General features: G+C 59.3%; 20 protein-coding genes, 1 other RNA gene and 1 pseudogene. 12 read left to right on the top strand and 10 right to left on the bottom strand.

The window, feature by feature from the left end:
- Window positions 1-29: 29 nt before the first annotated feature.
- A pseudogene (locus tag ACIQV9_RS19590) lies at window positions 30-544 on the top strand (outer membrane protein assembly factor BamE).
- Window positions 545-605: 61 nt separating this feature from the next.
- Here ACIQV9_RS19590 and ACIQV9_RS19585 read toward each other — a convergent pair.
- The 3 genes from ACIQV9_RS19585 to ACIQV9_RS19575 are packed head-to-tail and all read right to left on the bottom strand — an operon-like array spanning window position 606 to window position 2,758.
- A complete protein-coding gene (locus ACIQV9_RS19585) occupies window positions 606-920 on the bottom strand; it encodes an RnfH family protein (protein WP_403104638.1) in 315 nt (104 codons plus the stop codon).
- Window positions 913-1,347 carry a type II toxin-antitoxin system RatA family toxin gene (locus ACIQV9_RS19580; protein WP_403104636.1) on the bottom strand — a complete coding sequence of 145 codons (435 nt, stop codon included), beginning with the start codon at window positions 1,345-1,347 and terminating at the stop codon, window positions 913-915. The genes ACIQV9_RS19585 and ACIQV9_RS19580 overlap by 8 nt, the downstream gene beginning before the upstream one ends.
- 7 nt (window positions 1,348-1,354) lie before the next feature.
- Window positions 1,355-2,758 (bottom strand): sodium-dependent transporter, encoded by a 1,404-nt coding sequence (locus ACIQV9_RS19575; RefSeq protein WP_403104634.1) that lies wholly within the window; start codon window positions 2,756-2,758, stop codon window positions 1,355-1,357.
- Between the two features lie 118 nt (window positions 2,759-2,876).
- Between ACIQV9_RS19575 and smpB the strand changes: the two genes are divergently transcribed.
- A complete protein-coding gene (gene smpB, locus ACIQV9_RS19570; RefSeq protein ID WP_109627898.1) occupies window positions 2,877-3,359 on the top strand; it encodes an SsrA-binding protein SmpB in 483 nt (160 codons plus the stop codon).
- A gap of 143 nt (window positions 3,360-3,502) precedes the next feature.
- On the opposite strand, the gene ACIQV9_RS19565 is transcribed toward smpB, so the two are convergent.
- The gene (locus tag ACIQV9_RS19565) at window positions 3,503-4,270 is read right to left on the bottom strand and encodes a GntR family transcriptional regulator (protein ID WP_403104632.1); all 768 of its coding nucleotides are present in this window, start codon (window positions 4,268-4,270) and stop codon (window positions 3,503-3,505) included.
- Window positions 4,271-4,532: 262 nt separating this feature from the next.
- On the opposite strand from ACIQV9_RS19565, the gene ACIQV9_RS19560 reads away from it, so the two are divergent.
- The 10 genes from ACIQV9_RS19560 (at window position 4,533) to ACIQV9_RS19515 (ending at window position 14,819) form a co-directional block, all read left to right on the top strand.
- Window positions 4,533-6,227: a lactate permease LctP family transporter gene (locus ACIQV9_RS19560; RefSeq protein WP_403104630.1), complete on the top strand. Its 1,695-nt coding sequence runs from the start codon at window positions 4,533-4,535 to the stop codon at window positions 6,225-6,227.
- A gap of 151 nt (window positions 6,228-6,378) precedes the next feature.
- A complete protein-coding gene (locus ACIQV9_RS19555) occupies window positions 6,379-7,203 on the top strand; it encodes a (Fe-S)-binding protein (RefSeq protein ID WP_403104628.1) in 825 nt (274 codons plus the stop codon).
- Window positions 7,200-8,654, top strand: a complete 1,455-nt coding sequence (locus ACIQV9_RS19550; RefSeq protein WP_403104626.1) for a LutB/LldF family L-lactate oxidation iron-sulfur protein — start codon at window positions 7,200-7,202, stop codon at window positions 8,652-8,654. Before ACIQV9_RS19555 ends, ACIQV9_RS19550 begins: the two co-directional genes overlap by 4 nt.
- Window positions 8,654-9,325 (top strand): lactate utilization protein C, encoded by a 672-nt coding sequence (locus tag ACIQV9_RS19545; protein ID WP_403104624.1) that lies wholly within the window; start codon window positions 8,654-8,656, stop codon window positions 9,323-9,325. Before ACIQV9_RS19550 ends, ACIQV9_RS19545 begins: the two co-directional genes overlap by 1 nt.
- Complete coding sequence (locus ACIQV9_RS19540; RefSeq protein WP_403104622.1) at window positions 9,322-12,141, top strand: FAD-binding and (Fe-S)-binding domain-containing protein; 2,820 nt, start codon at window positions 9,322-9,324, stop codon at window positions 12,139-12,141. Before ACIQV9_RS19545 ends, ACIQV9_RS19540 begins: the two co-directional genes overlap by 4 nt.
- Before the next feature lie 119 nt (window positions 12,142-12,260).
- Window positions 12,261-12,536: a hypothetical protein gene (locus tag ACIQV9_RS19535; protein ID WP_403104620.1), complete on the top strand. Its 276-nt coding sequence runs from the start codon at window positions 12,261-12,263 to the stop codon at window positions 12,534-12,536.
- A gap of 439 nt (window positions 12,537-12,975) precedes the next feature.
- Window positions 12,976-13,254 carry a hypothetical protein gene (locus tag ACIQV9_RS19530; RefSeq protein WP_403104618.1) on the top strand — a complete coding sequence of 93 codons (279 nt, stop codon included), beginning with the start codon at window positions 12,976-12,978 and terminating at the stop codon, window positions 13,252-13,254.
- A 95-nt stretch (window positions 13,255-13,349) separates the two neighbouring features.
- Window positions 13,350-13,747: a transfer-messenger RNA gene (gene ssrA / locus ACIQV9_RS19525) on the top strand.
- A 114-nt stretch (window positions 13,748-13,861) separates the two neighbouring features.
- On the top strand, window positions 13,862-14,065 hold the full coding sequence (locus ACIQV9_RS19520) for a hypothetical protein (protein ID WP_403104616.1): 204 nt from the start codon (window positions 13,862-13,864) through the stop codon (window positions 14,063-14,065).
- A gap of 388 nt (window positions 14,066-14,453) precedes the next feature.
- Window positions 14,454-14,819: a DUF6124 family protein gene (locus tag ACIQV9_RS19515; RefSeq protein ID WP_403104614.1), complete on the top strand. Its 366-nt coding sequence runs from the start codon at window positions 14,454-14,456 to the stop codon at window positions 14,817-14,819.
- A gap of 133 nt (window positions 14,820-14,952) precedes the next feature.
- Here ACIQV9_RS19515 and ACIQV9_RS19510 read toward each other — a convergent pair whose 3' ends face one another.
- The 6 genes from ACIQV9_RS19510 to ACIQV9_RS19485 form a co-directional block, all read right to left on the bottom strand.
- Window positions 14,953-15,375 (bottom strand): organic hydroperoxide resistance protein, encoded by a 423-nt coding sequence (locus tag ACIQV9_RS19510; RefSeq protein WP_403104612.1) that lies wholly within the window; start codon window positions 15,373-15,375, stop codon window positions 14,953-14,955.
- A 37-nt stretch (window positions 15,376-15,412) separates the two neighbouring features.
- Complete coding sequence (locus ACIQV9_RS19505) at window positions 15,413-16,372, bottom strand: enoyl-CoA hydratase/isomerase family protein (protein ID WP_403104611.1); 960 nt, start codon at window positions 16,370-16,372, stop codon at window positions 15,413-15,415.
- Window positions 16,373-16,564: 192 nt separating this feature from the next.
- Window positions 16,565-17,935, bottom strand: a complete 1,371-nt coding sequence (pelG, locus tag ACIQV9_RS19500; RefSeq protein ID WP_403104609.1) for an exopolysaccharide Pel transporter PelG — start codon at window positions 17,933-17,935, stop codon at window positions 16,565-16,567.
- On the bottom strand, window positions 17,936-19,450 hold the full coding sequence (gene pelF / locus ACIQV9_RS19495) for a GT4 family glycosyltransferase PelF (RefSeq protein WP_403104607.1): 1,515 nt from the start codon (window positions 19,448-19,450) through the stop codon (window positions 17,936-17,938). It lies immediately after the preceding gene.
- Entirely contained in the window at window positions 19,447-20,436 is a 990-nt protein-coding gene (locus tag ACIQV9_RS19490) for a HEAT repeat domain-containing protein (protein ID WP_403104605.1), read from the bottom strand. Before ACIQV9_RS19490 ends, pelF begins: the two co-directional genes overlap by 4 nt.
- Window positions 20,414-21,781 carry a PelD GGDEF domain-containing protein gene (locus ACIQV9_RS19485; protein WP_403104603.1) on the bottom strand — a complete coding sequence of 456 codons (1,368 nt, stop codon included), beginning with the start codon at window positions 21,779-21,781 and terminating at the stop codon, window positions 20,414-20,416. Before ACIQV9_RS19485 ends, ACIQV9_RS19490 begins: the two co-directional genes overlap by 23 nt.
- Window position 21,782: the final 1 nt, after the last annotated feature.

The following is a 21,782-nucleotide window of genomic DNA, read 5'->3' as shown; positions in this document are numbered from 1 at the left end:
GTGTATGTCCCCAACCGAGGCAAACAACCATGCACTTGCTAACCAGTTTCACCTTTGTGGACTGCTCGCACTCGCCGGTTGTTCATTCCCCGGGGTTTACAAAATCGACATCCAGCAGGGCAATGTCGTCACGCAGGACATGATAAACCAGTTACGCCCGGGAATGACCCGTAAGCAAGTACGGTTTATCATGGGCAACCCCCTGCTGACCGACACGTTCCATGCCGATCGCTGGGATTATCTGTACAGCCTGCAACCGGGTGGCGGTGAACGCCAACAGGAACGCATTAGCGTTATCTTCAACCCAAATGACCAACTTGTCAGCCTCTCTGGTGATTTCATGCCAGGCGTGAGCCGCGACGAAGCCATTCTCGGCAAGGACAGCGACACAAACGTGACCGCCCCTGCAGAAAACACCGAGAAGCCGAAACCGGAAAAACCGGTCAAGCCAGGTTCGTTGCTGGACCAGATCCAGAAGGACGTAGACGGTGTAGAAACCGTTCCGGTCCCGACGCCAGAACCGCTGGAAACCTCGCCGCAATAATTTGCGACGCAATAAAAAACCCGGCATGTCCGGGTTTTTTATTGTCTGGCACTTGGGCGGCTCACTGATTCCGGGCTTTGGCCTCGGCGGCCTTGGCGGCACGCAGCCGACGAACTTCTTTCGGATCCGCCAGCAATGGCCGGTAAATCTCGATGCGATCACCCGCCTGGACAGGTCGACTGTCAGCATCAGCGATCACTTTACCGAAGATTCCTACCGGACAACTGGCCAGATCCAGCTCCGCAAAAGCCTCGCCAACACCTGACGCCAGCAAAGCCGCGCGTACTGTCGTTCCCGCCAGCACCGTCACCGAGAGCAGCACCTGACGATCAACAGCGGCATACACCACCTCGACGTCAACCATCGACTCAACCATGCATTTGTTTGGCGCGCTGGCAGAAGGCATCTACCAGCGTATTCGCCGCCTGATTGAACAACGGCCCCAAGGTCGCGCGGACAATCGGCCCGGCATAATCGAACGACAGGTCCAGGCTGATTTTGCAGGCTTTCTCGCCCAACGGCTTGAACACCCAGACGCCATGCAATTGATTGAACGGGCCTTCTTCGAGGTTCATCTCGATCGAATGGCCGTGCACCAACGTGTTTCTGGTGACGAAATGCTGACTCAAACCACCCTTGGCCACGCCGACGCTGGCACGCATGTGCTCGGGCGTGCTTTCCAGCACTTCGGCGGTGGAGCACCACGGCAGAAATTCCGGGTAACGCGCCACGTCGTTGACCAGGTCATAAAGCGCTTGCGCCGGATAGGGCAGCAGAGCCGAACGTTGAATGTGTGTCGTCATGTCAGCGTCACTTCCACAGCTGTGCGGCAAACACTACGAGAATGCCGAGGGGCGCCACATAGCGCATCAAGAACAAGGACAGGGCGAACAACGCAGGGTTGCGCATCGACAATTCGTCGCGCACCGCTTCACGCCCCATCACCCAGCCCGCAAACACCACGAAACACAAACCACCGAGTGGCAACATGATCCGCGACGTGAAGAAGTCGATCACGCCAAAGAAGTCCAGGCCACTGGCCGCACCCCATTGATAGAGATGGAACATCCCGCCTTCGTTCACGAAAAATTTGGCTTCCTTCCAGATATTGAAGGAAAACACCGTACCCAGGCCCACGAACCAGCAGATAAATGCCAGCCAAAAGGTCACCCAGGCACGGCTGATTTTCGTGCGCTCAACCAGGTAAGCCACCATTGGCTCAAGGAGGGAAATCGCCGAACTCCAGGCCGCCACCGCGACCAGTACGAAGAACACTACGCCCATCAACTGGCCGAACGCTACGTTACCAAAGGCAAATGGCAGGCTGACAAACATCAGGCCCGGGCCTTCGCTCGGGTTCAATCCCGCCGCGAACACAATCGGAAACAATGCCAGACCGGCCACCAGCGAAACGAAGGTATCGAGCAACGCCACGCCTACGATGGTGCCGGAAATCGAAGAGCTCTTCGGCATGTAGGCGCCGTAGATCATGATCGAACCAACGCCCACGCTCAGGGAGAAAAACGCGTGCCCCATGGCCGGCAACAAGCCGTCGAGGACTTTTTCCGGGTGAAAGTCGAACATGAAATGCACGCCTTCCATGAAATGCCCGGTGGTCATGCTGTAGCCCAGCAGCACCAGAATCATTACAAAGAGCAGCGGCATCATGATTCGCAGGCTGCGCTCCAGCCCGGCAACCACACCCTTGGCGATCACCACAGCCGAAAGCAGCATGAAAATCGTGTGCCAAAGTGTCAGACGCCACGGATCGGCGATCACATTGCCAAAGTACGCGCCGACCTGATCGGGCGTTGCCCCCTGGAAGTCGCCACGGCCCATGTCGATGATGTAATCCAGCGACCAGCCGCCGACCACGCTATAGAAAGACAGGATCAGTAACGCAGTGATCATCCCGGCGAACGCGCCCCAGGACCACTTGCCCGAATGCCCCGCTTCCACCGCCAGCACCTTCAAGGCGTTGGCCGGGCTCTGCCGCGCGCGGCGGCCAATCAGGGTTTCGGCCAGCATGACCGGCACACCGATCAGCGCGATACAGGCCAGGAACATCAGCACGAAGGCGCCGCCGCCATAGACGCCGACCATGTACGGGAATTTCCAGATACTACCCAGGCCCACGGCCGAACCGGTCGCGGCGAGTATGAAGACCCAGCGGCTAGCCCAACTGCCGTGGACAGAAACCTTGTCTGTCGACATCGTTATCACGCCCAAGCGTTCAAAAAAGAGGCCGCATTGTCCGGGATTCAATCAACCTGCTCAAGCACGTAGCGATACCGTAGCCGACTTGCGTGCAACTCCCTATAATGCCGCCCCTATGGCTAAACAGAAGAAACACCCAACAGGGACCATCGCGCAAAACAAAAAGGCGCGACACGATTACTTCATCGAACATAAGTTCGAGGCTGGTCTGGTCCTGGCCGGCTGGGAAGTAAAAAGTCTGCGGGCAAGCAAGCTGCAACTGGTTGACAGTTACGTGCTGCTCAAGGATGGCGAAGCCTGGCTGCTCGGCAGCCACATTACGCCGCTGATGACCGCCAGCACCCACGTCATCGCCGATCCGACCCGCACCCGCAAATTGCTGCTCAACCGCCGCGAGCTGGAAAAGCTGGCCGCCGCTGTGCAGCAAAAAGGTTACGCCTGCGTGTGCCTGTCCTGGTACTGGAGCAAGCACATGGTCAAGTGCGAGATCGCTCTGGGCAAGGGCAAGAAGGAATACGACAAGCGTGATACCGAACGCGAACGCGATGCTGGTCGCGAGTTGCAGCGCGCTGTGCGAAACAAGGGCAAGGAAGAATAATTCCTTAGCCTTAAGATCGCTTTCGCGGGCAAGCCTCGCTCCTACAGAATTTGTGAATGCCAACATTTTGTGGCAATTCCGGAATCTGTAGGAGCGAGGCTTGCCCGCGAATGCAATCGCAAAAACGATACAAAACTGACTGGCTACATCCCCTTGCGCCGCTCCGCCCGGGCCACGCGCTGCACTTCCTGACGCACCTCTTCCAGCACTTCCTGCACATACAAAATGTGTCGGCTGGAGACTTCCCGCGCCTGCTCGGCCCGCCCCTCGATAATCGCCAGGTACAACTCCCGGTGCTGCGTGATCAGCATGTCGCGGGTTTCCGTGCGCTGCTTGTACATGCCGCCAATGTTGGTCACCACGTTGCGCTTGAGCAGATCGAACAGCCCACGAATGGTGTGCAGCAACACAGCGTTGTGACTGGCTTCAGCAATTGCCAGGTGGAATTTCGCATCCGCCGCCCCCTCTTCCGCCCGACTTACCTCGTCGTGACGCGTATAGCAGTCCTGTAATTCATTGAAAGCCGCCGTCAGTCGCTCGCGATCAACATCCGTGGCGCGCAGTGCCGCGTAATAGGCGCAGGACGCTTCCAGCGTATGGCGAAACTCCAGCAGATCGCGCTGGGCTTCCGGGTTGCTTTCCAACAGATGCAACAGCGGATCGCTGAAGGTCGAACCCAGCGACTCCACCACATAATTGCCGCCCCCCTGGCGACTGACCAGCAACCCCTTGGCCGCCAGTTTCTGAATCGCCTCGCGCAACGAAGGGCGTGACACCCCGAACTGCTCGGCCAGCGCGCGTTCGGCCGGCAAGCGTTCACCAGACTTCAACGTGCCTTCGAGGATCATGCCCTCAAGCTGCTCGACAATATCGTCAGACAAACGGCGCTGACGAATCTGATCAAACCCCATAACTCAATTCTCCACGGTCCCGACGGCTCGCCGGGCTCTCTATTCTGGCCTATCGGCGCTGTGCCAGCACCTACCAGACGGCATTTGTTAAAGCGGATCAAGCACGCGCCACAGCGCTTATTCGACAAAAGTTTTAGGGCGACAAATTGACACACCGCATACAAGGCTTTTACCCTAGCCAACAGCGATTGTAAATTGGTATTACCAATTATCCAAGAACGCTGACCAGTGCTTGACCAACAACAATTAGGGGCCACCCCATATGCAAACCTGGCAACAGCTCTATACCCCGCTCGGCAGCCTTGGCGTCTCCGCGCTCGCGGCCGTTATCCCCATCGTGTTTTTCTTCCTGGCGTTGGCGGTGTTCCGCCTCAAAGGCCATGTGGCCGGCAGCATCACCCTGGCGTTGTCCATCGCCGTTGCAATCTTTGCCTTCCAGATGCCGGTCGACATGGCCTTCGCCGCCGCAGGTTATGGCTTTGCCTACGGTCTGTGGCCGATTGCCTGGATCATTGTCGCAGCCGTGTTCCTCTACAAACTGACGGTCAAGAGTGGCCAGTTTGAAGTGATCCGCAGCTCGGTCCTGTCGATCACCGACGACCAGCGTTTGCAGGTTCTGCTGATCGGCTTCTGCTTCGGTGCATTCCTGGAAGGTGCCGCCGGTTTCGGTGCGCCGGTAGCGATTACTGCCGCATTGCTGGTAGGGCTCGGCTTCAACCCGCTGTACGCCGCAGGCCTGTGCCTGATCGCCAACACCGCGCCAGTCGCCTTCGGTGCTCTGGGGATTCCGATCATCGTGGCCGGGCAAGTGACCGGCATCGACGCGTTCAAGATCGGCGCCATGACCGGCCGCCAACTGCCGCTGCTGTCGCTGTTCGTGCCGTTCTGGCTGGTGTTCATGATGGATGGCCTGCGCGGCGTTCGCGAAACCTGGCCGGCAGCACTGGTGGCCGGATTGAGCTTCGCCATCACCCAATATTTCACGTCGAACTTCATCGGCCCGGAACTGCCGGACATCACCTCGGCCCTGGCCAGCCTGATTTCCCTGACGCTGTTCCTGAAAGTCTGGCAGCCAAAGCGCGCCGCAGGCCAACACATCGTCGGCGCCGTCTCGGCCTCGGTGGTGACCGCCAGCGCCGGTGGTTTCGGCCAGCCGCGCACCAGCGTGGCGTCGCCTTACAGCCTGTTCGAAATCGTCAAAGCCTGGTCGCCGTTCCTGATTCTCACCGTGCTGGTCACCATCTGGACCCTGAAACCGTTCAAGGCCATGTTTGCCGCCGGCGGTTCGATGTACAGCTGGGTGTTCAACTTCGCGATTCCGCACCTGGACCAAATGGTGATCAAGGTCGCACCGATCGTGACTGCGCCAACCGCCATTCCAGCGGTGTTCAAGCTCGACCCGATTTCCGCGACCGGCACGGCGATTTTCTTCTCCGCACTGATCTCGATGCTGGTACTTAAGATCAATTTCAAAACTGGTCTGACCACTTTTAAAGAGACCTTCTACGAACTGCGCTGGCCGATTCTGTCCATCGGCATGGTCTTGGCATTTGCCTTCGTCACCAACTACTCGGGCATGTCTTCGACCATGGCACTGGTATTGGCAGGCACCGGCGCGGCGTTCCCGTTCTTCTCGCCGTTCCTCGGCTGGCTGGGCGTGTTCCTGACCGGTTCCGATACCTCATCCAACGCGCTGTTCAGTTCGTTGCAAGCGACCACCGCGCACCAGATCGGCGTGAGCGATGTGCTGCTGGTAGCGGCCAACACCAGCGGCGGCGTGACCGGCAAGATGATCTCGCCGCAATCGATCGCCGTGGCCTGCGCCGCGACCGGCCTGGTGGGCAAGGAATCGGATCTGTTCCGCTTCACCCTCAAGCACAGCCTGTTCTTTGCAACGATCGTCGGCCTGATCACCTACGTCCAGGCCTACTGGCTCACCGGCATGCTGGTGCACTAAGACCTACAAGCAGCATCGAAAAAACCGACGCCGGACGACGATTCCGGCGTCAGCTATTCACAACCCGGTCTGTAAGGCTGCTGAAAGCTTCCCTCTCTATATTCAGCAGCCTCAACAGACGGATAACCGGGCCCACCCGGAGACACGCCTGATGAGCGAGCTTTTTTACAATGCCGTGCCGAATGCGACCCGCGTCGCCCCGCCACTGCCCGAGCCTCGGCAATACCCCAGCGAGAAACCGGCACGGGTCTACCTGTTCGGGACCTGTGTGGTGGACTTGTTCTACCCGGAAGCCGGGATGGATGCGATCCACTTGCTGGAACGCGAAGGTATTCGTGTCGAGTACCCGCAAGGGCAAAGCTGCTGCGGACAACCGGCCTACACCTCGGGTTACACCGAGCAGGCAAGGACCGTGGCGCGCTCGCAACTGGCGCTGTTCGCCGGGGATTACCCGGTGGTGGTTCCGTCGGGATCCTGTGCCGGGATGTTGCGTGAACACTACGCCGACTTGTTCAAGGATGAACCGCAGACGTTGAAGCAGGTTCAGGCACTGGCGGCCCGGACGTATGAACTGGCCGAGTTCCTGCTGTTTGTCTGCAAAGTGCAGCTCAAGGACAGCGGTGCGCCGGTAAAAGTGGCGTTGCACACCTCGTGTTCGGCACGTCGTGAGATGAACACCCACCTGCACGGTCGCGCGTTGTTGTCGCAACTGAGCAATGTGGAGCGAGTCGACCATAGCCACGAAAGTGAATGCTGTGGCTTCGGTGGGACTTTCAGCGTCCGTATGCCAGACATTTCCGGCGCGATGGTGGCTGACAAGACCCGGTCGTTGAAGGAATCCGGCGCACACAAGGTACTCAGTGCCGATTGCGGTTGCCTGATGAACATCAACGGCTCGCTTGAGAAACAGAAGGAAGCGTTGCGCGGCCAACACCTGGCCAGTTTCCTTTGGCAGCGAACCGGAGGTGTTCTATGAACGCTTCCGCGATTATTCCTACGGTTGCCGTGGAAGAAGATTTTCGCACCCGGGCCCACAAGGCATTGGGTGACAAGCAGCTGCGAAATAACTTTCGCACTGCGATGGACTCTCTGATGACCAAACGGGCAGCGTCCTTCAGCGATGCCCACGAAAGAGAACATTTGCGCGCGCTGGGCAATGCTGTCCGCGCCCGAGCGTTATCCAAGCTGCCCGACCTGCTCGAGCAGCTTGAACAGAACCTGACCCGCAACGGTGTGACAGTGCACTGGGCGGAAACGGTGGACGAAGCCAATGGCATCGTCTTATCGATCATCCGCGCTCACGAGGGGCGGCAAGTGATCAAGGGCAAATCGATGGTCAGCGAAGAGATGGAGATGAATCACCTCCTCGCTGAACAGGGCATTGAATGCCTGGAATCGGACATGGGCGAGTACATCGTCCAGCTCGACCACGAGAAGCCTTCACACATTATTATGCCGGCGATCCACAAGAACGCCGGTCAGGTCGCGTCCTTGTTCCACGACAAACTTGGCGTGGAGTACACCAAGGACGTTGACCAACTCATTCAGATCGGTCGCAAAGTCTTGCGGCAGAAATTCTTCGAAGCGGACATCGGCGTCTCCGGCGTCAACTTCGCCGTGGCGGAAACCGGCACCTTGCTGCTGGTGGAAAACGAAGGCAACGGCCGCATGACCACCACGGTGCCGCCGGTACACATCGCCGTCACTGGCATCGAAAAAGTCGTGGAAAACCTGCGCGACGTGGTGCCACTCTTGTCGCTGCTGACTCGCTCGGCCCTCGGCCAACCGATCACCACCTACGTCAACATGATCTCCGGCCCGCGCAAGGAACTTGAACTCGACGGCCCGCAAGAAGTGCATCTGGTCCTGCTCGACAACGGTCGCAGCCAGGCCTTCGCCGACAGCGAATTGCGCCAGACCCTGAACTGCATTCGCTGCGGCGCTTGTATGAATCATTGCCCGGTCTACACCCGAATCGGCGGTCACGCCTATGGGGAGGTTTACCCGGGGCCTATCGGAAAAATCATCACCCCGCACATGGTCGGCCTGGCGAAAGTCCCGGACCATCCGAGTGCTTCGTCATTGTGTGGCGCCTGCGGTGAAGTGTGCCCGGTAAAAATTCCGATCCCTGCACTGCTGCGTCGCCTGCGGGAAGAGAACGTCAAAGCCCCGGACAGTCAGCATCAAGTCATGCGCGGCCAGGGCAGCAAGTATTCGCGCAAGGAACGTTTTATCTGGAACGCTTGGGCCAGACTCAACAGCTCGCCTACGCTGTATCGTCTGTTCGGCTTTTTCGCCACACGGCTGCGCGCCCTGGCACCGAGTAATGTTGGCCCGTGGACGCAAAACCACAGCGCACCGAAACCCGCTGCCCGCTCACTGCATGACATGGCCCGCGAGCATCTGGCCAAACAGGGAGATCGTTGATGAGCGCCAAGCAAAATATCCTCGCCAAGTTACGGAAAAGTCTGACCGGTACCACACCCGTGTCCGACGAGTTCGACGTCGAACTGGTGACTGTGCCTTACACCTACACCGCCGAGCAACGTATCCCGCAACTGCGCAAACTGATGGAAGCGGTGCACACCGAAATCCACCTGACCTCCGGCGAGGGCTGGCCTTCATTGCTTGCTCAGTTGCTGCGGGACCGCCAATTGCCGAGCCTGTTGATCGCGCCGACTACGCCTCACGGTCAACGTGTCACTCAACACTGGGCGAACAATCCAGGTCTGCCGACACTCAAGTCCTACGACCGCCCGGTTGAAGAGTGGAAAGCCGAGCTGTTCAACGACACCCCGGCCAGCCTGACCACCACCCTCGGTGCAATCGCCGCGACAGGTAGCCTGATTCTCTGGCCGACGCGGGAAGAACCGCGCTTGATGAGCCTGGTACCGCCGGTGCATTTCGCCCTGCTCAAAGCCAGTGAAATCCGCGACAATTTCTATCAGGTCCAGCAGGAATTCAACTGGGCCCAAGGCATGCCCACCAACGCCCTGCTGGTGTCCGGCCCGTCGAAAACCGCTGACATCGAGCAAGTTCTGGCCTACGGCGCGCACGGCCCGAAAGACCTGGTGGTTTTGATTCTGGAGGACCAATGAGTCTACCCGCGGCTTTCCTGCGAGATGCGCAGCAACTGATCCCTCAAGAGCGACGTTTCGACGATCCGCTGTCGACATTGGCCTTCGGCACCGACGCCAGTTTCTACCGGCTGATTCCGAAATTGGTCATCCGTGTCGAGTCCGAAGACGAAGTGGTCGCGTTGCTCAAACTGGCGCAACGGGATCAGGTCCCGGTGACCTTCCGCGCCGCCGGCACCAGCCTGTCCGGCCAGGCCATCAGCGATTCGGTGCTGATCGTGCTTGGGGATAACTGGAACGGTCGCGAAATCCGCGGCCAAGGTACGCAAATCCGTCTGCAACCGGGTGTGATCGGCGCGCAGGCCAACGCCTGGCTGGCACCGTTCGGACGCAAGATCGGCCCCGACCCGGCCTCGATCAACGCCTGCAAAATCGGCGGCATCGTCGCCAACAACGCCAGCGGCATGTGCTGCGGCACGGCGCAGAACACCTACCACACGCTGGCCGGTATTCGTCTGGTGCTGGCCGACGGCAGCCGTCTCGATACCGAAGATGCGGCAAGTGTGGCGGCGTTCCGCCAGAGCCATGCTTCGCTGCTCGAGCGTCTGGCAACCTTGGGCCGCGAGACCCGCGCCAATGCCGAATTGGCCGCGAGAATCCGCCACAAATACCGTCTGAAAAATACCACCGGCCTGTCACTCAATGCGCTGGTGGATTTCGACGAGCCTGTGGATATCTTGAGCCACTTGCTGGTGGGCTCCGAAGGCACGCTCGGCTTCATCAGCGCAGTGACCTACGACACGGTCATCGACCACCCGAACAAGGCTTCGGCGCTGATCGTGTTCCCGGACGTGGAAACCTGCTGCAACGCCGTCACCGTGCTGAAAAGCCAACCGGTGTCGGCCGTGGAGTTACTGGACCGTCGCAGCCTGCGTTCGGTGCAGGACAAACCCGGCATGCCCGCTTTCGTACAACAGCTGTCGAACAATGCCTGCGCGCTGTTGATTGAATCCCGCGCCGCCTCGTCCACTTTGCTACAGGAACAATTGGCGCACATCATGGCGTCGTTGACCTCGTTCCCGGTGGAAAAACAAGTCGACTTCACCGAGGATCCAGTGGAAAACGCTCGGCTCTGGGCGATCCGCAAAGACACTTTCCCTGCCGTCGGCGCTGTGCGCAAAACCGGCACCACGGTGATCATCGAAGACGTGACCTTCCCGGTGGAACAACTGGCCATCGGTGTGAACCGCCTGATCGAGCTGTTCGACAAACATCACTACGACGAAGCGATCCTTTTCGGACACGCCCTGGAAGGCAATCTGCACTTCGTCTTCACCCAAGGCTTCAACAATCCGGAAGAAGTCGCACGCTACGAGGCGTTCATGGACAACGTGGCGCAGTTGGTGGCAGTGGAGTTCGGTGGTTCGCTGAAAGCCGAACACGGCACCGGCCGCAACATGGCGCCCTTCGTCGAGCTGGAATGGGGCAGCGATGCTTATCAACTGATGTGGCAACTCAAACGGCTGCTCGATCCCAACGGCATTCTCAACCCGGACGTGGTGCTCAGCGAAGACCCGCAGATCCACCTCAAGCACCTGAAACCGCTGCCGGCCGCCGACGAGATTGTGGATAAGTGCATCGAGTGCGGCTTCTGCGAACCGGTCTGCCCGTCGAAAGGCCTGACCCTGAGCCCGCGCCAGCGCATCGTGATCTGGCGGGACATTCAGGCGAAGAAGCGCGCAGGCGTCGACACCTCCGAACTTGAAGCTGCCTACGAATACCAAGGCATCGACACCTGCGCCGCCACCGGTTTGTGTGCGCAGCGTTGCCCTGTAGGCATCAACACCGGCGAGCTGGTGAAAAAGCTTCGCAGCCGCAAGGCGACGCATACGAAAACCGCCAACTGGCTTGAAGGAAATTTCGCCACCGCGCTGCAAGGTGCGCGCTTCACCCTGCATGTCGCCAACGGCGCGCGGATGCTGCTGGGGGCACCGCGACTGGCGAAGATTTCGGCGACGTTGACCAAGTTGTCCAAAGGTCAGGTCCCGCAATGGACCAACGCCATGCCGCAGCCGGAAAAAGCCATTCGCTTCAGCCCGGTCGTGTCGGATGAGCGCCCTCGGGTGGTGTATCTGGCAGCGTGCGTCTCGCGGGTCATGGGACCGGCGGCGGGTGATAAAGAGCAGATGTCGCTGTACGACAAAACCCGTGGGCTGCTGGAAAAGGCCGGTTACCAGGTCGTCTTTCCGGACAACCAGGACAGCCTCTGCTGTGGCCAGCCGTTCGCGTCAAAAGGTTACGCCGAACAGGCCGAACACAAACGCCAGGAACTGATCGGCGCGTTGCTGCACGCCAGTCGTGGTGGGCTCGATCCGATCTATTGCGACACCAGTCCTTGTACGCTACGGCTGGTTCAGGATCTGGGCGAAGTTCGACTGGACCTGTACGACCCGGTGCGATTCATCCGCACCCACTTGATGGATCGCCTGGATTTCACACCGCAGGAAGCGCCGATCGCCGTGCATGTCACCTGCAGCACCCAGCACCTTGGCGAGAGCCAGGCGCTGATCGACCTGGCGCGCAAATGCAGCAACAACGTGGTCATTCCCGAGGGCATTCACTGTTGTGGATTCGCTGGCGACAAAGGCTTCACCACGCCGGAGTTGAATGCTCATTCTTTAAGGACATTGAAGGATGCGGTGCAGCAGTGCAGCGAGGGGATTTCTACCAGCCGCACTTGTGAGATCGGTTTGACGCAGCACGGGGGAATTGACTACCACGGGCTGGTCTATCTGGTGGATCGGGTAACGCAGGCGAGGGTCATGCAAGAAAAATAGAACCCTGATGCGCTGGCGTAGTCCACAGAATAAGCCCGGACGTACCGGGCTTTTACCCAAACTCGGCAGCCCGTCCTGACGGCCAGCAATGCCTGGACCCTCAGTTCAAGGAGATAAACATGAAACGTTCTGTACTGTTAGGTCTGTTCGTTACTGCCTCGCTGATGGCGTCCACCTCGTTTGCCGCCGAAGACCTCTGTGCGGTCAACTTGAAAACCATCGAAAATGCCAAGACACAGATTCCTCCGGAGATGACTGAACAGGTGGCGGCCTCCGTCAAAAAAGCCAAAGACGATCACGCCTTGGGTACAAAGAAAGGGACTGATGATTGCATCGCCGAGACTAACCAGACCATTCAGGAAATTCAGAAGTTAAGTGACGGTGGCAAACAATAGTCCCCGCAAAGGCCAGCCTTCGGGTTGGCCTTCTGGGCCTTGTTGGTGTACACCGCGCAGGCTTGTTGCTTAGCAAGATTCAAAGTGAACCAAAACCCGCCAAGTGCGGGTTTTGTTGCATCGGGGGCATTGGTAATGCATCACTCTGTGGGAGCGAGGCTTGCCCGCGAAGAACGATGACGCGTAATACGTGAAAAACCGCGGTGGATTCTTCGCGGGCAAGCCTCGCTCCTACAGGATTTTCGTCGTAATCCCGCCTATATTTACTGCCATTGCTTCTATAGAACAGTTTTCTCATAGCCTTTTTTGCGAAAACCGAATTCCGGTGCAATGTCGCAGTCTTTTAAGTAGGCCCCATCAATCGTGGCTTATGTTGCGACCTCGGCCGAGCCGCCTGCTCATACGGCAGCACCGAGACCATCAGTACAAGGAGATATCCATGAAACGTACCGCACTCGCTGGTCTGTTCATTTCTGCTGCAATGTTGGCCTCTCCCGTATTTGCTGCGGACAACGACCTTTGTACGAGCAAGCTGCAGGAACTCAAAAACAAAGTGAGTTCACTGCCGGCGAGCTCCGACAACACCACAATGGAGATCAAAAGACTGTTGGCCAGCGCCGAAGCTTCAAAAGCCTCCGGGGACGACAAGAAATGCGCCACCGAGGCCACTCAGGGATTAGCCCTCGCTAACAACCTGAGCAACCAAACCACGCCATAATCTGTGGTGACTAACCTTCGGGTTGGCCTTCTCCCGCGTGTTGGCGTACACTGCGCAGGCTTGTTGCTCACTTTGATTCACAGAGCAACAGGCTCGGGGCCGTTTAGGATTCGACGCCGGTTGCGAAACTTTAGGTGCATGCCGAGTTGGTAACAGAACTCGTAAATCCACTGTTGCAACTACTTATAGTTGCCAATGACGAAACCTACGGCCAGGAATTCTCTCTCGCTGCGTAAGCAGCTTTAGATCCTGAGCTTCTGGTACCTTCGGGTCCAGCAATCACCAGGGGATGTCTGTAAACCCAAAGTGATTGTCATATAGAACAGAATCGCCGTGCAGTACGTTGTGGACGAAGCGGCTAAAACTTACACAACTCGCCCAAAGCACCCTGCCCTTCGGGTCGCTGAGGGTTAACTTAATAGAAACGGCTACGCATGTAGTACCGACAGCGGAGTACTGGCGGACGGGGGTTCAAATCCCCCCGGCTCCACCAAATACGAAGCAAGACAAAACCCGCCAAGTGCGGGTTTTGTTGCATCTGGGGGTTGGGGATTTGTGGTTAAACACAACAGGCCTATGCTGGCGATCTACCCGCAAGGATGCCGCCATGAAATTCAAAGCACTGGGTGTCGCGTTTACCCTGTTCCTGACGTCCGGTTGTGCGCACTACAACGACCGCACCACCGACACCAACAAGAAAGGGCGGATTACCTGTGATGCCGAGCCCAAGAATCAGGCTGGCTGCTATACGAAGCAGTCGAAGGGTTGGAATTGGGGTGGGTTGAAGTTTGGGGTTGGGGCTTCGAACTAGATTCTGGTCTTGTAGGAAACCGCCGGGATTGAAGGCGTTTTCTTAAACAAAAAATCTCGCCCTGATCCTACAAACGCTGTGATTTTCGGGGAGGTTTCCGACAAGTCCCGGCGGTTGTCGGGTAGGAAGCTGAGTAGATAGTCTTTGGGGGTCGCTGCACATCAGCGATCGGGTGTGGAAACCCGAAGATAAACAAACATGCCCCCATGGCATACTGTGGCGCTTTTTTTCGGCCGCAGGTTCAAGTTATGGCGGCTGTGCGTGGGAGACCTTCGGGTCTGCCGGGTTTTGTCCGTTTATCTCGGTTTTTCCACCCCGCGCACAGCTGCCACCTATTCGAGTGGAATCGGAAGAGTGGCAGCTCCAATGACTTAAAAGGACGATTGCCATGATCAAAGAAACCCCAAACCCGCCCGCCCCGGACGACGTTTCCCCCTACGAATCCCTCGATTCCAAAAAACTCCACGACGCCGCCGACCGCGCGCTCGATCACTACCTCAATCCCTCCGCCCTGAAATCCCCCGTTTCCCGCAAACCGAGCACGATGTTTTTCGTTGCGCCGGATTTGAAGGACGAAGACCTGTTGGCCCATACCTGTGAATCGCTGGCCCAGGCCAGTGTGATGGCGAGTGATTTTGCCGGGTATTTGGAGGGCCCGCATAGACATAGAGCGATGGCGATCCAGCAGGTGGTAATGCTGGCGGAATTGGCGGTGAATCGGATGCTCGATAACGTTGAAGTGCCGAAAACTTAGTCGCACAGCTGATCCATTGTGGGAGCGAGCCTGCCCGCGATGACGGTGCATCAGTCGACATCCATGTTGAATGAACAATCGCTATCGCGAGCAGGCTCACTCCTACAAAAGCAATCCGGTGCGTGGCTGGGAGTTAAAGCACTTTCAAATCCACCGACACATGCCCCCGCGTCATCCGCGAATACGGGCAGAGCTGATGCGCCGCGTCGGCCAGTTCCCGTTTCACGCCCTCCTCCAGCCCGGGAAAGTTGACGTTCAACCTGACCGCCAATTGAAAGTCCCCCCTGGCGGTTTTACCCAGATCCACTTCGGCATCCACCGACGTGTCTTCCGGCAATTTGATCTTCATCTTGCCCGCCGCGACCTGTATCGCGCCGATGAAACACGCTGAATAGCCCAGTGCAAACAGTTGCTCCGGATTGGTGCCGGGCTTGCCCGATCCCGGTGAGCTGAATTTGACGTCCAGCTCGCCGTCGCTGGATTTGCCGGTGCCGGTGCGGCCGCCGACGGTGTGGGTTTTGGCGGTGTAGAGAACCGTTTCCAGTGCTGCACTCATGACAGTGACTCCTGATCAGGATTGAACAACCGCGAGGTTATTTCGAGGCCTCGCCCAAGGTGCCGGTGTAGTGCGCCAGGCGTTTTTCGACGTCGGCTTTTTTCTGCAGGCCAAGCTCCATCAGTTGGGTGATGCGTTGCTGCGCTGCCGGGCGTTTGACCGAGCCGATGAAACCCTCCCATTCGGCGGCGATGGCTTCGTTCGGTGGCAGGCTGGCGGCGTCGACCAGGCGTTTGATGTCGGTGATCGACTGCTTGTCGAACCGGGCGATGCGCCGGGCCATGGTGTCGACGAATTTATCGAGTTCGGCGTCGGGCAGCGCGCGATTGACGTAGCCATAACGCTCGGCGAGTTCGCCATTGATGTCGTTGCCGGTGAGCAGCACTTCCAGCGCGCGCCCACGACCCATCAGCCGTGGCAGGCGCGCCATCGGGCCACCGCCGGGCACCAGGGCGGCGCCGATTTCCCATTGCGAGAGGATGGCTTTTTCGCGGCTGGCGAAGCGCATGTCGCTGGCTAGCGCCAGTTCGCTGCCGACACCGGTGGCACGACCACGAATCGACACAATCGAGACCACCGGCGCTTTGCTCAAACGAACCAGCATGTCGGGCAATGGCGGGAGGCCGGTCGGGCCGTTGGGCAGGCTGGTGGTGTCGGTCAGCGGCGGGACGAAGTCGTAGTGGGTGAGGAAGAAGTCCGGGACGTCGCTGTCGAAGACCACGACCACCACCTTCGGATCGGTCTCGATAGCCGTGACGACCTCGTTCAGCTGCGGCATGGTCTCGGGGCCGTAGATGTTGTACGGCGGATTGTGGAAGGTAACGCGCCAATACTCGGGGGTGATGCGGGTAAGCTTGATCTCCTGTTTTACCGCGCTGGCGGCTTGTGTCTTTTCGGGTTGTGAAGCGGATGTGGGCGATGCTTCACCGGCGAGAGACGAGCCGGTGGCCGCTATGCTGGCGACAATGATCGCTGCGTTGAATAGCTGCAGTCTCATGGGAAAACCTCCAGTAGAAAAACATGGATTCCCGCGTACAACGTTCTACAGTCTGAAGCAGATGTTGGGCATGCCGGAATGGACCGACTGAACAAGCCTAGCAGCGTAAATTCGACTCACAAGTGACGTCAGTCGGACGAAAAAAAAGGCACTGGCGGTCATCGCCAGTGCCTTTTTTGTCCGACCGTAACGTCAGCGAGACAACATGAAGGTGTCGTACTCCAAATCTTCCAGCGCCGTCGAAAGCCTGTGTAAACCCAGCAATACACAAATCAACAACGACAGCGTAAACCCGTACCCGAAGAAGCTTGGCCCCAGGTACATGCTGAACAGCGTCAGCATCGCGTTCAACACCGCAAACAACACACACAGTTCAAGCACCACGGTACGTTTGTCGAGGTAGAAGAACACGTTGAGCAACGCCATGAACACCACTTGAATGCTCACACCGATCAGGTCGATGTAGAACAGCGGCAGGTAGTAACTGGAGATGCCCAGCCAGTCCAGCAGGCGCGGCGCGAACAGGAACAACAGCACCGCCGTCAGCCCCTGGACCTTGCAGATTTCCAGCAGACCCTGGCGGATCGACAAGGTCATTTCGGTTTTCAGCTGCCCGATGTGCTGCAGGGTTTCGCCCTCGCGGATCGCCCGGAACAGTCGGTCGTACCACTCGGCAAAGTCGGTCTCGATGCGCACCAGAAACACCGCCATGCCGGGGATGATCGCCAGATACGCGAGGAAGATCGGCAAGTCGTAAAGGATCGAAGCGCGCAGCGGGCCGACGATTTCGTTGGAGGTGCCGGGGTTGAACCAGAACAGGAATTTGTCGATCCAGATCCCCAGGTTGTAGAAGAAACCGGTGGCCAGCAGGCTGAGGAAAACGTTGCGCCGATCGAGGAAATCGAAGGCGATCAGTTTCTCGGCGCGGTACTCGCGCAGGATGTCGTAGAGGAACAGAAACAGCAGCGTGCTGTGCCCGATCAACAGCGCCAGCAGCAAGCCCGGCATCTGCAAAAAGCTCAGCAGATAGGCGCTCGCGACCATCAGCGTGTACCCCACCAGCATCACCAGCAGAATGCGGTTATAGGCCTTCATCCCCGAGAGGAAGATGATCACCAGCCACAAGTTGCACAGCACCACGAAGTTCGCCAACACCAGCACGCGGTAAATCAGCGGCTCGTCGAACAGCAAGCCCAACACGACAATGCCCAGCAACCCGGCGCCGAGCGTGACCAGCAACAACACGCCCAACAGGTTGGGCAGGATCTGATCGTACTTGTGCTCGAACAAGCGGTCGGAGACGAAGCGGGTGAAGAACAACTGCAAGCCGCCCGTCAGGATCAACGAGGTGGCCATCAGGTACGTCACCGTCACCAGGAACTGGCCGACCAGCATGTTCGGCAGCAGCAGGCCGATGCTGATGATGCCCACCAGCATCACGCTGATGATCGACAACACCCACGGTCCGGAGCTGATCAACCCGGCGTAGACGTAGGCGTGCAAGGTCGCCGTATAGGAATCGCGGGAAAGGATTTTTCGCAGTTCAAAGCCAATACCGGCCATTTAGCTGTTCTCCATGGCGGCTTGATACAGGTCGCGGTAACGCTGCAGCATCAAGGCTTCGGTGTAATAACGAGTAACCCGCAACAAGCCGCTGGCCTGGGCGGCCTGCCAGCGTCGCGGGCTGCGCAACAGTTCAAGGATCGCGGCGCACGTGGCTTGTGGATCGGCAATCGCCACCACTTTGCCGGCGTGGCCGAGGTCACGGTCTTCGGCGCTGCCGCCTTCGATCAACTCGCGACACGACCCCACGTCGCTGCTGACCACCGGCGTACCGGCGGCCCAGGCTTCGAGGATCACCAGCGGCTGCGCTTCACTGATCGAGGTCAGCACCATCAGGCCGAGTTTCGGCAGGATGTCCTGGATGCGCTGGAAGCCAAGGAAATGCACCTTGCCCTCCAGGCCCAGGCTGGCCATCAGGCTGCGGCATTCGCTGACGTATTCCGGGTCTTCCTCTTCCGGGCCGACAATCCAGCCTTCGGCGTGCGGCATGGCGCTGATTACGCCGCGCATCGCCCGCAGAAAGGTTTTCACGTCCTTGATCGGCACCACACGGCCGATCAAACCGACCACGGGCGCGATGCCGTGGGCGCGGGATTCCAGCGCTGCGGTCCATACCGGCAGGTCGATGCCGTTCGGAATGACTTGGGTGCGGGCCGCAAGGGCGCCGTCCTTGATCTGCCGCTGACGGTTGCCGTCGTAGAGCGCGATGATGTTGTCGGCGCTGTTGTACGTCAGCTGGCCGATGCGCTCGAAGAAGCGGACCCACAAGGTACGGATGTAACCTGAGCCGGCATCGAGGCTGCGGTTCAGCGCCTGGCCGGAACTCTCGGCGATCCAGCTGGCCTGGGCCAGGTCGATCTTGCGTTCCTTGGTGTAGATCCCGTGCTCGCTGAGCAAGTAAGTGCAGTTCCAGCGCTGCTTGAGGATGCAACCCAGAAAGCCCGCATACCCCGTGGAAATCGAATGCAGCACCCGCGCTTTCGGCATCCGTTGCGCGGCTTCGGCGAGCATCAGCAACGGCGACTGCATCGCGCGCAGGGTCCAGAAATAATTGACGAAGGACGGGTCGGCGCAATGCTGGCGATAACCTTCGCTCAACGACTCCCAACTGGCGCGGCTGCGCAGCACGTCGTCGAGGGTCATGCGGCCCTGGGCGATGCAGTCGAGCAAGCGTTCGCCCAGGGCTGGGTCCGGCGCATCCGGGTGATGCAGGAAGCGATACAAATCCTGCAATTGCTGTTCGTCGGCCTCGCGAGGCACCACCAGTCTGTCGGTTGGATGGGTCGCATCTTCGAGGAACACTTCTTCGATGTGCAGCACGTTCGCCGGCACTTCGTAGCGCCGGGCCGGATAGGCCTGGCGCTGGCCGCCGATGAACATCACCGAAAAGGTCAGTTCCGGCAGGCCGAGGATCATCTGGTGAATCCAGCTGGAAACGCCGCCGCGCACGTAAGGCCAGGTGCCTTCGAGCAGCAGACAGATGTCGGCAACCGGTGCCTGTTCCTTGTGACTCATGTCCAGCTCCTGACCAATGCGGCGAACGGCGGCCGCTGACGGGTTTCCTCGGGAAGGCGTGCGAGCAGTCCGGGAATTTCGTGGTAACGACCGGCCTCGAAGGCCAACTCGGCGCGGAATGGCAGCACTTGTGCAGCGCCCATGCCGTTCTCTTGCGCCTGACTGAGCAGCACTTCGGCACGCTCGACGTCACCACGTTCCAGCGCGATGCGCCCGGCCAGCAAAAACAGCTCACCGCCCTCGCCCGCTTTCAAGCCTTGCTCGGCATGTTCGCTGGCCTGGGTGAGCACGTGATCGAGCACACTGCCTTGCGCCAGACCCAGATACGCCAGCTCCCAATACCAGCGCGCCAGTCGGCCGTGCAGCGCACCCGCCGCTTTGGCAGTGGCACCGGCCAATTCGCCGAGCGCGATCTGGATGTGCAGGTTGATGTCGCTTTCCTGCTTGTCGAGCATCGAATACGCGAGCAGGCGCACATCGTCACTCGGATCACCGAGGGCCAGTTTGAGGATCGGAACCGCTTCTTTGCCGGGCATGCGGCGTGTCGCCAACAGGGCGGCCAGACGCTGATCCGGGTCCGGCGCATGACGCAACACGTCCTGCAAACCACCATCGGCAAAGATCGGCGAGTGCGATTGCAACTGCGCCCGGTACGGCAGGCTCGGAATGCCAACGGCTTGCCACGCTTGCTTGTCGCGTTTGCGCGGCAGGTACAGCGCCGGGAAGATCGCCGCCACCACGCCGACCGCACCGAGCACCGGCACGAAGAACGCCAGGCTGAAGATAAACAGCGGGCTCCACGGCAGCGGCGAACGGTAGCGCGCCGGCAGCAACAGCCACACGGCCGCGCACAACATCACGCACGCCAAACCGTGGCTGAGGGTGAACACCAGCAATTGTTGTAACTCGGGCGCCGCGAGCCATAAGCTGGCCCAACTGCCCGCCTCTAACAACAAGGCTCCGCTAAACAGCCACTTGCTGATCATTCAGGCCACACTCGTTGAACAGGAAATTACGCAGCCCGTTGCGTTCACAGCCAGGCTCCAGGTTGAACGGCAACACGCGCACGCCGAGGCTGTCGAGGCTGCTTTCGATGCCAAAGTGTTCGTGCAGCATCAGGTTCATCCGCGCCAGATAACCTTCGGTGCCTTGCGGACTGGTCAACGGCAACAGCACCAGCAACAGCTGATGATCGCGGTTGTTACGCAACGGCAATTGCAGGTCGAGGCCACGCTGGCTGCGTTCGAACAGACGCGACAACTCATCGTTGGGACGGGTCATTTCAAAGGCGAAAAGACCGGCCGCCAGTTTGTGCTGCTCGACATCCACCAGCGAACGCTTGAGTTGCAGGGTGAACTGCTGCGCATCGGCATCGGCCAGTTGCAGCACTTGCGGGTCGCGGCGCAGCAGGTCGGCGATGTGCCCGGCGAGCAACGCCAGCAGGCTCAGGGTGCGATCCTGGAACGCGAAGAACGGCATCTGCCGCACCGCCAGGATCGCCAGCAAACGACCTTCGGCATCGATCAGCGGAATGCACGCCTGCAACGACGAGAACTGCGCCGAGCTGCCGGCATCAATCAGCTCCTGACGCACGCTGACCAGTTCTCCGCGCTCCAGGCACAGCTTGACCAGACCGTCTTCGGTGCCCAACGGCCCCATGACGCCGATGGTCGCCAAGGCTTCGGGCAACACGTTTTCTTCGCGCTCATCGACGCGATACAACCCGGCCACGCGCAACGCGCCGTACTGACCAAGCATGGCCACGATCGGGTCGGCCAGGGCGGCCAGGGCATCGCCTTCGTCCGGCATCACCCGCAATTTGTCGCGCAAGCCCAGCAAGGAGCTGCGCAAACTTTGATCGCTGCCCGCTACGCGCTGCTCCAGCAGGTCGTGGGAGACCCGCAGAATCTGGTGCGCTCGGGTGAATTCGTCGAGTCGATACTGGCGGTAATCGTTGGCCATCTGCAGACGCTGCAAGCGCCGTTCCCACAGATCGCGAACCTCGCCCACCAGCATGCCGCTGACCAGCACGCCGACAATGAACGACGGATCCAGCTGCGCGTAGGCTTCATGCCCGATATAGCGCAGCGCAAACAGTGCCGCCACCAACAGGCTGGCGCTGAGCAAGCCGCGCACGAAACCATAACGCACGCCCAACAGCAGCGGCGCCAGCACCGGCCAGGGGAAACCGGCGTGCATTTGCAACGGGTCTTGCGGGGTCAGCCACAAACCCAGGCCGATCGCCGCGCCGGTGACCAACAGCGTTTCCAGCCAAGACACCGGGCCGCTGGCACGCGGCGCGAGGCTGTAATCCATGTGAGGAGAATTCATT

Source organism: Pseudomonas sp. NPDC099000 (assembly GCF_044759925.1).
Taxonomy (GTDB): domain Bacteria; phylum Pseudomonadota; class Gammaproteobacteria; order Pseudomonadales; family Pseudomonadaceae; genus Aquipseudomonas.
This window is presented reverse-complemented; position numbering and strand designations above follow the sequence as displayed.

Coding starts and splice junctions, on each gene's coding strand:
- ACIQV9_RS19510 (WP_403104612.1), bottom strand. CDS start 15,375: ATGAGTGCAGCACTGGAAACGGTTCTCTACACCGCCAAAACCCACACC.
- ACIQV9_RS19530 (WP_403104618.1), top strand. CDS start 12,976: ATGAAACGTACCGCACTCGCTGGTCTGTTCATTTCTGCTGCAATGTTG.
- ACIQV9_RS19550 (WP_403104626.1), top strand. CDS start 7,200: ATGAACGCTTCCGCGATTATTCCTACGGTTGCCGTGGAAGAAGATTTT.
- ACIQV9_RS19535 (WP_403104620.1), top strand. CDS start 12,261: ATGAAACGTTCTGTACTGTTAGGTCTGTTCGTTACTGCCTCGCTGATG.
- ACIQV9_RS19560 (WP_403104630.1), top strand. CDS start 4,533: ATGCAAACCTGGCAACAGCTCTATACCCCGCTCGGCAGCCTTGGCGTC.
- ACIQV9_RS19520 (WP_403104616.1), top strand. CDS start 13,862: ATGAAATTCAAAGCACTGGGTGTCGCGTTTACCCTGTTCCTGACGTCC.
- ACIQV9_RS19545 (WP_403104624.1), top strand. CDS start 8,654: ATGAGCGCCAAGCAAAATATCCTCGCCAAGTTACGGAAAAGTCTGACC.
- ACIQV9_RS19540 (WP_403104622.1), top strand. CDS start 9,322: ATGAGTCTACCCGCGGCTTTCCTGCGAGATGCGCAGCAACTGATCCCT.
- ACIQV9_RS19515 (WP_403104614.1), top strand. CDS start 14,454: ATGATCAAAGAAACCCCAAACCCGCCCGCCCCGGACGACGTTTCCCCC.
- pelF (WP_403104607.1), bottom strand. CDS start 19,450: ATGAGTCACAAGGAACAGGCACCGGTTGCCGACATCTGTCTGCTGCTC.
- pelG (WP_403104609.1), bottom strand. CDS start 17,935: ATGGCCGGTATTGGCTTTGAACTGCGAAAAATCCTTTCCCGCGATTCC.
- ACIQV9_RS19490 (WP_403104605.1), bottom strand. CDS start 20,436: ATGATCAGCAAGTGGCTGTTTAGCGGAGCCTTGTTGTTAGAGGCGGGC.
- ACIQV9_RS19555 (WP_403104628.1), top strand. CDS start 6,379: ATGAGCGAGCTTTTTTACAATGCCGTGCCGAATGCGACCCGCGTCGCC.
- smpB (WP_109627898.1), top strand. CDS start 2,877: ATGGCTAAACAGAAGAAACACCCAACAGGGACCATCGCGCAAAACAAA.
- ACIQV9_RS19505 (WP_403104611.1), bottom strand. CDS start 16,372: ATGAGACTGCAGCTATTCAACGCAGCGATCATTGTCGCCAGCATAGCG.
- ACIQV9_RS19585 (WP_403104638.1), bottom strand. CDS start 920: ATGGTTGAGTCGATGGTTGACGTCGAGGTGGTGTATGCCGCTGTTGAT.
- ACIQV9_RS19565 (WP_403104632.1), bottom strand. CDS start 4,270: ATGGGGTTTGATCAGATTCGTCAGCGCCGTTTGTCTGACGATATTGTC.
- ACIQV9_RS19575 (WP_403104634.1), bottom strand. CDS start 2,758: ATGTCGACAGACAAGGTTTCTGTCCACGGCAGTTGGGCTAGCCGCTGG.
- ACIQV9_RS19580 (WP_403104636.1), bottom strand. CDS start 1,347: ATGACGACACACATTCAACGTTCGGCTCTGCTGCCCTATCCGGCGCAA.
- ACIQV9_RS19485 (WP_403104603.1), bottom strand. CDS start 21,781: ATGAATTCTCCTCACATGGATTACAGCCTCGCGCCGCGTGCCAGCGGC.